This window comes from Pseudarthrobacter sp. MDT3-1, assembly GCF_054510755.1.
Genome location: NZ_JBTNDX010000052.1, coordinates 1 through 10,613, shown reverse-complemented (window position 1 = coordinate 10,613; position 10,613 = coordinate 1). Strand labels below are relative to the sequence as shown.

The window sequence follows — 10,613 nt, the reverse complement described above, 5'->3', positions numbered from 1 at the left end:
TCACGCGTAAAACCCTTGTTATCAACGGGCATCGCCGGCTCCTTCAATCAAAAAGTTAATGAATGACTCACAACCAGCTTGACGGAGAGGGGCTCTCTCACTTTCTTGAGGAAAGTGAGAGAGCGTTGGTGATTTTCCTGCGTTAAGTGAGAGAGCGTCGGGTGGTGCTCTGTGCATATGATCATAAATTGCTATCATATGAGCATGAAGACTGAAGAGCGGCACCGCCTGATCGGGGAGCTGCTTCGCCACCAGGCCGAAGTCTCGGTGGAAGAGCTGACCCAGGCGTGCGACGCATCGGGCGCCACCATCCGCCGCGACCTCGAGCTGCTCGCATCGCATGGAGTGCTGCGTCGGGTCCATGGCGGTGCCAGGAGCCTCATTGCCGGCGGCGAAAACCCGGGCTACGGCCAGCGCGAACTCGAAGACCAGGGCGTGAAGGCCAGGATCGCCGCCGCCGTGGCAGGCCTGCTGGGAGATCGCGAACACGTGTGGCTGGACAGCGGCACCACAGCCACGGAAATTGCCCGCGTCCTCCGTGGGCGCGAACTGACGCTGATGCCCATGTCCATGCGCTCCCTGACGACGGTCACCGACGACGACCCGCATGCCGGCCAGCGTCCCGCCCTGCTGCTCCCCGGCGGAAGCCTGGTTCCCGGCGAGCTCTCCTTCCGCGGCCCGCTCGCGGAAGCCAATATCCGGTCCCTGCGCTTCGACACGGCGGTGGTCACCCCCTGCGCCCTGAACCTCAGGGACGGTCTCCTGGCCCATGATTTGGAGGACGCCGCAGTGAAGCGGGCCGGACTCGAATCCGCGGCGCGGGTGATTATTGCCTGCGCCGGCGCCAAATGGAATGCCACCGCGATGGCCCTGGTTGCCCCCTTGGACGCAGTGAACGTGATAGTTACGGACAAAGACCTGAGTGCGGACGAACTCGCACACCTCAACAAGCTCTCGGTGGAAGTAGTCAAAGCATGAGCATCAACACCAGCACGACGGCCGGACCGTCCCTCAGGGCAGCAGCCGCCGCCACTTTTGTGGTCTTTGGAATCAACGGTTTCGTCTTTGCCAGCTGGGCCGCCAGGATCCCCGCCGTCACCGAGACGCTGCACCTGACCTCCGGCCAGATGGGCACGCTTCTGCTGTGCATCGCCGTCGGCTCACTGCTGGCCCTTCCGACGGCGGGACTTGTGGTGGGGAGGATCGGCACCGCCAACGCGGTGCGGGCAGGCGCCCTGCTGTCAGCCCTGGCCGGGGTAGGCATTGCCCTTTCCCTGTCGGCGGAATCGGTCCCGGGCACTGCCGTTTCGCTGTTCTTCTTCGGCATCGGCGTCGGGCTGTGGGACGTTTCCCAAAACATTGAAGGGGCGGACGTTGAGCACAAGCTTCGGCGCACCATCATGCCGCAGTTCCATGCGGCCTTCAGCGGCGGGGCCTTTGTGGGGGCGCTGATTGGTGCGGGCCTGTCAACGCTCGGCGTCGGCCTGCCGTTGCACCTGCTGGTCATCGCCGGTGTGGTGGTGGTGGTAGCCCTCGTGGCGCCCCGCTATTTCCTCCCCCACGCGGCCCAGGCCGCTCCGGTCGAGGGTGAACCGACGGCTGTGAAGGGGCCATCGGCCTGGCGTGACAGCCGCACCCTGCTGATAGGCGTTGTGGTCCTGGGCGCAACACTCACCGAAGGCGCCGGAAACGACTGGATTGCCAAGGCCACTGTTGACGGGCTGGGCAGTTCGGAATCCACCGGTGCCCTAATGTTCGCCTTGTTTGTCCTGGCAATGACGGCGATGCGGCTCTTCGGCGGCCGTGTGATCGACACCTACGGCCGCGTTGCAGTGCTCCGGGCCAGCATGGCCGCGGCCACGGCGGGTCTGTGCCTGTTTGTGCTCGCGGGGAACATCTGGCTGGCCGGGGTTGGTGCTGCACTGTGGGGCGTGGGCTCAGCGCTGGCCTTCCCCATGGGAATGTCAGCCGCCGCCGACGATCCGAAGCATGCGGCCGCCAGGGTTTCGGTTGTATCCACCCTGGGGTATGTTTCCTTCCTGGCCGGCCCGCCGTTGCTTGGCTACCTGGGCGACCTCACGGGAATCCATCTGGCACTCCTCGCGATCCTCGCCCCGATCCTGGTGGCCCTGCTCCTTGCCGGCGCCGCGAGGCCATTGGCCTCCAAGCCCCTGCCCTCCAAGTAGGGAGAACTCACCGGTTATAGGGTGGGGAGATGTACAGAGTGTGGCGCAAGGGACCGGGCTGGATCAGCCGCATGGACCGGCACCTTGTCCGCGGCGTGTCGTCGTTCCCGGGTGGAAACCACGATGAGTTCTTCCGCCGCATTTCGGCCTCCGCCACCCACGGCAAACTGTGGATCGGGGCAGCGGCGATCATGGCCGCCTTCCCCGGCAAGCCCCGCCGGGCTGCCCTGCACGGGCTGATCGCCCAAGCGGTGGCATCGGCGGTGACCAACGTGGTGTTCAAAACCCTGTTGCCGCGGGCACGCCCGCTCCCCGAGCACCTGCCGGTTTTCCGGTTCGTCCATCCGCAGCCCACCAGCTCGTCCATGCCATCGGGGCATTCGGCCTCCGCCATCGCCTTCGCGCTCGGCGCCGGCCTGGTCAAGCCGGTTGTCGGTGCGGCACTTGCGCCGGCGGCGCTGGGAGTGGCCTACTCCCGCGTCCACACGGGGGCCCACTGGCCATCGGATGTGTTCTTCGGTTCGGCCATCGGCGCAGGGGCGGCGCTGGTGACTCGTAAGTGGTGGCCCGTCCGCCCACCGTTTCCCGGAGTATCGCGCACGGCAACCCAGGCCCCGGAGTTGCCGGGCGGTGAAGGTCTCAGCATCGTGGTGAATACCCTCGGCGGCTCCTTCACGGAACAAACGGCAGGCGCACTTCAGGAAGTATTCCCGAAGGCGCATATAAAAACGGTAGAGCTGGGAGAGAGCCTGGAGGAGGCCATCCAGGCCGCCGTCTCCCGCCCGGGTACCCGCGCCCTGGGCGTGTGGGGCGGCGACGGTACCGTTGGCACCGCCGCCGCAGCCGCCGTCGAACATTCCCTTCCCCTGCTGGTGCTCCCGGGCGGAACGCTCAACCACTTCGCGCGGGACACAGGGACTGCCAACCTGAAGGACGCTGTGGCAGCCGCGGCCGCGGGTGAAGCGGCGCGGGCCGACGTCGGCGTTGTGACCGTGGAGCGCGGGCTGGCGGGCAACCCCGAAACGGCTGACCTGGTCATGCTGAACACGGCCAGCATCGGCCTGTACCCCAACCTGGTCCGGCGCAGGGAGCAGTTGCAGCCGGCCCTCGGCAAACCGCTGGCCGGCGTGGTGGCCATGTTCCGGACGTTCGCCGCGGGTACACCCACCACCCTGACCGTGGACGGTGTCCGGCACAAACTCTGGATCGCGTACATCGGACGCGGTCGCTACTACCCCCGGGACCACGCGCCCCTGTCGCGGCCCGTGCTGGACGATGGCGTCCTGGATGTCCGCATGATCACTGCCGACGAATCTTTTGCCCGGCTCCGGCTCCTGTGGTCGGTGTTGACCGGCACGGTGGCGACGTCCCGGATCACCCATCTGCGGGAGGCTACCGAGGTCCGGATTGAGTCGGAGGGTTCCCCCTTGGCGCTTGCGGTCGACGGCGAGGCGCTGGCGGGCGTGCGCAGCGTCCGGTTCCGGGTGGAACCGCGTGCCCTGACGTACTACTCGCCCCGCACGTAAGGCGCCTGCGCCCCCTGAGGGGACCCCTGATCATCCGTGCGGACTACCCTGATTCGACCCTGAATCATCCCTGAGACAGGCGAGATCCGGCTGTGCCGTCGGTAGCGTGGAGCGTACACACGAAAACGTCCCCGCATCCCGCAGCCACCCGGCTGCTGTTCTAAGGAACATTTCCATGATTGAGGCAACAGGCCTGTCAAAGGTCTACGGCAGCAAAACGGCGGTTGACGGCGTCAGCTTCACCGTCAAAGCAGGGCAGGTAACGGGCTTCCTGGGCCCGAACGGTGCCGGCAAATCCACCACCATGCGCATGATCATGGGACTGGACCGGCCGACGTCGGGCACGGTCACAGTCAACGGCCTGCACTACGCCGATCACAAGGCCCCCCTGCACGAGGTGGGGGCGCTGCTGGACGCCAAGGCGGTCCACACCAGCCGCAGCGCCTACAACCACCTGCGGGCCATGGCGGCGACGCACAACATCCCCACATCCCGGGTGCACGAAGTCATCGAAATGACCGGGCTGGAGGCAGTGGCGCGGAAAAAGGCAGGTGGCTTCTCGCTGGGCATGGGGCAGCGCCTGGGCATTGCCAACGCGCTCCTTGGCGACCCGCAGACCCTGATCCTGGATGAGCCGGTCAACGGCCTCGATCCGGAAGGTGTGTTGTGGGTCCGCAACCTGGTCCGCTACCTCGCCGGGCAGGGCAAGACCGTCTTCCTGTCCTCACACCTCATGAGCGAAATGGCCCAGACGGCAGACCACCTGATCGTGATCGGCCGCGGCAAGATCATTGCGGACGCCCCCGTGCAGGACATCATTGCGGGCACCCGTCAGGTCAAGACCCTGGTCCGCACGTCCGCAGCCACCCAGCTGTCAGCCCTGCTGTCCGGCGATGGCGTGACCGTGGACCAGGGCCAGCCCGAAACCCTGGAAGTGACAGGCCTGGACGCACGCAAGATCGCCCAGGTGGCACTGGACAACCGGGTGCTCGTCTACGAACTCACCCCGCAGCAGTCGTCTCTGGAAGACGCCTACTTCGACCTCACCAAGGACGAAGTGGAATACCACTCACACCTGACCGGTGGACCCGCCGGCGAGTTCGCCCCGGAAACCGCCCCGGCAACGGCAGGAAAGTAAGGACGATGACCACCATGACTGAAACCCAAACTTCCCGGGTCCGCTCCACCGCTGGTACCAAGGGCGTGACCTTCGCCGGTGTGCTGCGGTCCGAATGGATCAAGCTGTTCTCCCTGATGTCCACCCGCATCCTGCTGCTCCTGACCCTTGTGGCGATTATCGGCGTCGGGGCCCTTGCCGTACTGATCCGGTTCTCCTTCCTGGACGAAATGGCCCGGCAGGCCAGGGACCAGGGCCAGACCCTGACGCCGGAAATGATGTCCCAGACATTCCCGCCAGGATCAGGCTTTGACCTGTACAACCTGCCCAATGCAGGCCTGCAGATCGGCATCCTGGTGCTGGGCTCGCTGGCTGTCCTGTTCATCTCCTCCGAGTACGCCACGGGAATGATCCGTTCCACCATGAACGCCGTCCCGCGCCGCACACCGGCCTTCGTGGCCAAGGCGATCCTGCTCGCCGTGATCTCCTACGTCATCACCACCATCGCCGCCGTGGCCACGTTCCTGATCGCCATGCCAGTGTTCCAGGGACTGGACTTGGACCTGGACTGGTCCACGGAGGGCGTGCTGTACAGCGTCTTCACGGGCGGCCTCTACGTTGCCGGGGTGGCCCTGATCGGCCTGTCGCTCGGCGCACTGCTGCGCAATTCCGCGGGCGGCATCACCGTGCTGGTGGGCCTGTTCTTTGTCCTGTCCATTGCGGCGAGCTTTATGACCTTCATCCCCGGTGACTTCTGGAAGTACGTGCCCCAGTACCTCCCCAGCGATGCCGGCGGACGGTTCCTCTCTATTGGCCACATCGACGGCATCATCGATCCTTGGCATGGCGGCCTGATTTTCCTGGGCTATGTTCTGCTGTTTCTGGTACCGGCCATGATCGTGCTCAAGAAACGCGACGTCTAGGCGGACACTAGGCTCAGAGCATGAATGAAGCGGCACTCGTGAGGGACGTGCCGGCCAGCCAGGCCGACGCGTCCCTTGCCGAGATCACGGCCAAGCGCCGCGGCCTGCTCCGGCGGTACCTCTACCAGCGCCCGCGGGTGATGGACGGCGTAGTGGTGTTCAGCTACGCGCTGCTGGTGGCGCCGACCGTGGTGGACACGATCATGTCCGGCGCCTGGCTGGCGGCGGCCCTCCTCTTGGCGGTCGCGGCGGCCCTGTTCTTCCGGCGCTCCCACCCAGTGGCGCTGGCAGCCTTCGTCGCGGTGATGGAAGTGGCGGTCACGCTGCTGCACCCGTGGGGCTCCAACGTTTCGGCCGGACTGTGGTTCTCGCTTTACGCCGTGGCCGTGGTGCACACGCCCCGGTTCGCGCTGGTGGCCATGGCCGCCGCCACGGCGCCGCTGGCCCTGCTGTACCTGCTGGCCGCCGTTGGCCCCATGGAGAATTCCTTCGTCCACGATGCCGGCGGCAATCCCGGCGACTTCCACCTCCTGACCAGCATCGCCACCGGCGCCACCATCGCCCTGTCCAACGTCATCGCCACCGGGATCGGCATCTCGGTGCGGCAGCGGCGGGAGCACGAGCAGGAGATCGCCGCCTGGGCGGCGCGGACGGCCAGCCTGGCGTCCGTCAACGAACGCAACCGGATCGCCCGCGAAATGCACGACGTCGTAGCGCACTCACTGACGGTGATGGTCAGCCTCTCCGATGGCGCCGCCGTCGTGGTCCGGAAGAGTCCCGACCGCGCCGGCGAAGTGCTTGGCGAACTGTCGCGGACCGGCCGGACCGCGCTGGCGGACATGCGGCGTGTCCTGGGCGTACTCCGCGACGACGCCGGCGGGACGGCGCCACGGCAGCCGCTCGCTTCCGGCGACAGCCTGGCGAAACTCCTGGAGGGTTTCCGGACCGCGGGCCTGCCGCTGCACTACTCGCATACCGGCCCGGCGCTGCCGGACGACGCGGCCTTCCAGCTGACGGTTTACCGGATAGTTCAGGAGTCACTGACCAATGTGCTCCGCTACGGCCGGTCGCTGGGGCATGTGGACGTGGGCATCGTCCGGGCCGGCTCCACGGTCACCATTGAAGTGCTCGACGACGGCGCGGGAGTCCCGGGCCCAGGCACCTCCGACGGCGGCGGGCCGGGTCCAGGACACCCAGGCTCCGGCGTCGGGCCCGGTTCCGGCCAGGGGCTGGCGGGGATGGCCGAACGGGCGCGCATCTATGCAGGCACCGTGGTGGCCGGGCGGCGCGGCCGCGGCTGGCGCGTGTGTGCCGTCCTGAACTGGCCGGCCGACGAACCAGCGGAAACCCCACACCCGTCCACCTCGACTGCAAGGCACACGTGACTGAAACCCAACCCATAACCGTCCTGCTGGTTGATGACCAGCCGCTGCTGAGGATGGGGTTCCGCCTCATCCTCGAGGGCGAGGAAGACCTGCATATTGTGGGCGAGGCCTCCGACGGTGCCGAGGCGGTCCGGCTGGTCCGGGATCTCAAGCCGGACGTGGTGCTGATGGACGTCCGGATGCCCGTGCTGGACGGTATCGAGGCAACCCGCGCCATCACCGCTTCCGGATCGTGCGCCCGGATCATCATCCTCACCACCTTCGATGTGGACGAGTACGCGTTCGCCGGGCTCCAGGCAGGCGCGTCCGCCTTCCTCCTCAAGGACGTGGCGCCGTCGGATCTGGTCAATGCCGTCCGGGTGGTGGCCAGCGGGGATGCCGTGGTGGCTCCGCGTGTTACGCAGCGGCTGCTGGAGACCTATGTCCGCGGTGCAGCCGTGCCGGCCCCATCCGCCTCGCCGCGGGATTCCCTGCTCGAAGACCTGACGCCACGCGAAACAGAAATGCTCGAAGCCATGGCGGAGGGTCTCTCCAATGCCGAGATCGCGCACCGGTATTTCCTCTCCGAAGCAACGGTGAAGACCCACGTCCGCCGGATCCTGACCAAGCTCCACCTGCGGGACCGGGTCCAGGCAGTTGTTTACGCCTACGAGACAGGCCTGGTGGTCCCCACCAATCCGGATTACTGACGCCGGCGCGGCCTACTGACGCACAGGTTCCGCACAGGAAGGGCCTATGCAGGGGATAGGCGGGGCGCGTTGGATGGAGCCATGAGCAACCACCTTCCCCACCCCGACCACGACCGCGGCCTTGAGTTTGATCTGTCCACCATGATCAGCCGCCGTTCCCTCGGAATGTTCTTCGGCGCCGGCGGTGCGGCAGCGGCGCTGGCAGCGTGCACTCCCGGCGGGTCAGGCACCACAGCCGGGACGTCGACGTCGGCCGCCACTGCCACAGCCACCGCAAGCGCCGCCAGTACGACGGCGACACCCGCCGCCAGCCCCACGCTCACCCGGGCGATCGCGGAGTGCGGCGTGGAGATTCCGCAGGAAACTGCAGGTCCTTACCCCGGTGACGGCTCCAACGGCCCCAACGTCCTGGCCTCAAGCTTCGGAACCGGGTCTGCTTCGGCTGAAGGCGTGCCGCTGACGTTCACCCTGACCCTGCTGGACAACGCCAACGGCTGTGTACCCCTGGCCGGCGCGGCCGTTTACGCCTGGCACTGCGACCGGGACGGCAGGTACTCCATGTACGATTCCGGACTCGCAAACGAAAACTACCTCCGCGGCGTCCAGGAAGCGGACGCCAGCGGCCAGGTCACCTTCACGTCCATTTTCCCCGGAGCCTATCCCGGCCGCTGGCCGCACATCCACTTCGAGGTGTTCGAGTCCATGAGCAACGCCACCGCCGCCGGACAGGTGCTGGCGGTATCGCAGATCGCCCTGACGAAGGCCGCCTGCGACGACGTCTACGCCACTCCCGGCTACGAGGCCAGCATCGCGAACATGAAGCGGACTACCCTGCAGTCGGACAATGTCTTCAAGAATGACGGCGGTATCTACCAGCTGGCCACCATGATCGGATCGGCTTCGGCCGGCTACACCGCCGGGCTCAATGTGACCATCTAGACTCGGAACCATGCCTTCGCCTTCCGTTGCCGCCGCCTCCAAAGCCGTTGACCACATCCAGGACCTTGGCGCGTATGTCAGCGCATCGCCGTCGAGCTTCCACGCCGTCCACGAGGCCGCCCGGCGCCTGGACGCCGCAGGGTTCACGGGCCTGGACGAGCGTGAGCCCTGGGCCGGCGGGGCTGGTTCGTTCTACCTGGTCCGCGACGGCGCGCTGATCGCTTGGGTGGTCCCGGAAAATGCCGGGCCCACCACAGGGTTCAACCTCCTTGGCGCGCACACGGATTCCCCGTCCTTCAAGCTCAAGCCGCAGCCCACCACGGGAGCGTTCGGCTGGCTGCAGGCCGGGGTGGAGGTCTACGGCGGGCCGCTGCTCAACTCCTGGCTGGACCGCGAACTTCAGCTGGCGGGCCGGCTGGTCATGCTGGACGGCACCGAACACCTCACCGCCACCGGGCCCATGCTCCGCTTCCCGCAGCTGGCCATCCACCTTGACCGTGCCGTGAACGACGGCCTGACGCTGGACAAGCAGCGGCACATGAACCCTGTGTGGGGCCTGGGCGATCCCGCCGATTTTGACCTGCTGGCGGTTTTGGCATCGCATGTGCCTGGCGGCACTTCTGTTGATCCGGCGCGGATTGGCGGGTACGACGTCGTTATTGCAGACACGCAGCCACCCGCGGTTTTCGGGGCCAACAGCGAGTTCTTCGCCTCCGGGCGCCTGGACAACCTTTCCGCGACGCACGCAGGGCTGGCGGCGCTGATCGCGCATTCTTCTGCTGCGTCTGGCGGCGCGGCCGGTGGGCCGATCGGCGGCGCCCCGATCGCCGTTCTCGCGGCGTTCGACCACGAGGAAATCGGCTCCAACTCCCGATCCGGCGCGTGCGGGCCCATCCTCGAAGACGTGCTCGTGCGCGTCTCCGACGGCCTCGGCGCAACGGTGAGCCAACGGCGGCAGGCGCTGGCGGCGTCGTTCTGCGTTTCCGCGGACGCCGGCCACGCCGTCCACCCCAACTACCCGGAGCGGCACGATCCGGCCAACCACCCGGTCCTGAACGGCGGCCCGCTGCTGAAGATCAACGCCAACCAGCGGTACGCGACCGACGCGCCGGGCGCGGCATTCTGGGCCAGACTGTGCGGGGAGGCGAAGGTGCCGTACCAGGAATTTGTGTCCAACAATGTGATGCCCTGCGGCTCCACCATTGGCCCGCTGACCGCCACGCGCCTGGGGATCCGGACGGTCGACGTCGGCGTGCCCCTGCTCTCGATGCACTCCGCCCGCGAGCTCTGCGGCGTGGCGGACCCGCACCGGCTGGCAACGGTCACGGAGCTTTTCTTCCGGACGGCGGTGTAGGCGTGGCCTGAACGCGGTCAGCCAATTCGGCTATCTGGCCGGAAGGGGCCTCCCAGCGTTCGGTCCGCCCGCTGACGGATGTCGGCGGTGCTGTATGGAAGGCGGGACACCTAACGCTACGGGCCATTTTCATCGGGGCTCCCGGGCACTTGGAAATCGTCAACCTGAAGTCCCTTTTGCGCGCTAGCCCACATATAGCGGTCAAATCCCTAAAATATGGGCGGAATGAGAACCCCTATACCTAATATTCGGATCGGCGGCCAAACCCCTGTACTTGGGTAGGGAACGTATATCCGGCGCTCAAAAGTGAGTACCTGCCACTGGTGACAGGCGCCTCAGGCCAGCCATAGGCTCATCTTCACGGCCAGAGTCGAAGGCTAAATGAGAGCTGGGGCCAGAGACCAGACCCATGACCGGATGTAGCGCTAGTGCCGCGCCCGACTTCCGAGCCGAGTGCGGAGTTGACTAAATCCGCAAGCGTCATGAAGTGGTGA

At 66.6% G+C, this 10,613-nt stretch carries 9 protein-coding genes; all 9 read left to right on the top strand.

Translation table 11 applies throughout. From position 1 onward, the window contains the following. Positions 1–204 precede the first annotated feature (204 nt). Positions 205–978: a DeoR/GlpR family DNA-binding transcription regulator gene (locus ACX80X_RS20735; protein ID WP_252600846.1), complete on the top strand. Its 774-nt coding sequence runs from the start codon at positions 205–207 to the stop codon at positions 976–978. Then, on the top strand, positions 975–2,186 hold the full coding sequence (locus tag ACX80X_RS20730) for an MFS transporter (RefSeq protein ID WP_459313242.1): 1,212 nt from the start codon (positions 975–977) through the stop codon (positions 2,184–2,186). Before ACX80X_RS20735 ends, ACX80X_RS20730 begins: the two co-directional genes overlap by 4 nt. A gap of 29 nt (positions 2,187–2,215) precedes the next feature. After that, a complete protein-coding gene (locus tag ACX80X_RS20725; RefSeq protein ID WP_252600841.1) occupies positions 2,216–3,712 on the top strand; it encodes a bifunctional phosphatase PAP2/diacylglycerol kinase family protein in 1,497 nt (498 codons plus the stop codon). A gap of 175 nt (positions 3,713–3,887) precedes the next feature. Continuing rightward, positions 3,888–4,850 carry an ABC transporter ATP-binding protein gene (locus ACX80X_RS20720; protein WP_459313240.1) on the top strand — a complete coding sequence of 321 codons (963 nt, stop codon included), beginning with the start codon at positions 3,888–3,890 and terminating at the stop codon, positions 4,848–4,850. A gap of 14 nt (positions 4,851–4,864) precedes the next feature. After that, on the top strand, positions 4,865–5,752 hold the full coding sequence (locus ACX80X_RS20715; RefSeq protein WP_459313238.1) for an ABC transporter permease: 888 nt from the start codon (positions 4,865–4,867) through the stop codon (positions 5,750–5,752). A gap of 20 nt (positions 5,753–5,772) precedes the next feature. Beyond that, the gene (locus tag ACX80X_RS20710; RefSeq protein ID WP_459313236.1) at positions 5,773–7,137 is read left to right on the top strand and encodes a sensor histidine kinase; all 1,365 of its coding nucleotides are present in this window, start codon (positions 5,773–5,775) and stop codon (positions 7,135–7,137) included. Next, entirely contained in the window at positions 7,134–7,826 is a 693-nt protein-coding gene (locus tag ACX80X_RS20705) for a response regulator (protein WP_252611283.1), read from the top strand. Before ACX80X_RS20710 ends, ACX80X_RS20705 begins: the two co-directional genes overlap by 4 nt. A gap of 81 nt (positions 7,827–7,907) precedes the next feature. Beyond that, positions 7,908–8,765 carry an intradiol ring-cleavage dioxygenase gene (locus tag ACX80X_RS20700; protein ID WP_459313234.1) on the top strand — a complete coding sequence of 286 codons (858 nt, stop codon included), beginning with the start codon at positions 7,908–7,910 and terminating at the stop codon, positions 8,763–8,765. A 10-nt stretch (positions 8,766–8,775) separates the two neighbouring features. Further along, on the top strand, positions 8,776–10,119 hold the full coding sequence (locus tag ACX80X_RS20695) for a M18 family aminopeptidase (RefSeq protein WP_459309694.1): 1,344 nt from the start codon (positions 8,776–8,778) through the stop codon (positions 10,117–10,119). Positions 10,120–10,613: the final 494 nt, after the last annotated feature.

What these genes read in the sequence shown, in the direction of transcription:
- ACX80X_RS20735 (WP_252600846.1), top strand. Translation starts at nt 205, where the DNA reads ATGAAGACTGAAGAGCGGCACCGCCTGATCGGGGAGCTGCTTCGCCAC.
- ACX80X_RS20725 (WP_252600841.1), top strand. Translation starts at nt 2,216, where the DNA reads ATGTACAGAGTGTGGCGCAAGGGACCGGGCTGGATCAGCCGCATGGAC.
- ACX80X_RS20720 (WP_459313240.1), top strand. Translation starts at nt 3,888, where the DNA reads ATGATTGAGGCAACAGGCCTGTCAAAGGTCTACGGCAGCAAAACGGCG.
- ACX80X_RS20715 (WP_459313238.1), top strand. Translation starts at nt 4,865, where the DNA reads ATGACTGAAACCCAAACTTCCCGGGTCCGCTCCACCGCTGGTACCAAG.
- ACX80X_RS20695 (WP_459309694.1), top strand. Translation starts at nt 8,776, where the DNA reads ATGCCTTCGCCTTCCGTTGCCGCCGCCTCCAAAGCCGTTGACCACATC.
- ACX80X_RS20700 (WP_459313234.1), top strand. Translation starts at nt 7,908, where the DNA reads ATGAGCAACCACCTTCCCCACCCCGACCACGACCGCGGCCTTGAGTTT.
- ACX80X_RS20730 (WP_459313242.1), top strand. Translation starts at nt 975, where the DNA reads ATGAGCATCAACACCAGCACGACGGCCGGACCGTCCCTCAGGGCAGCA.
- ACX80X_RS20710 (WP_459313236.1), top strand. Translation starts at nt 5,773, where the DNA reads ATGAATGAAGCGGCACTCGTGAGGGACGTGCCGGCCAGCCAGGCCGAC.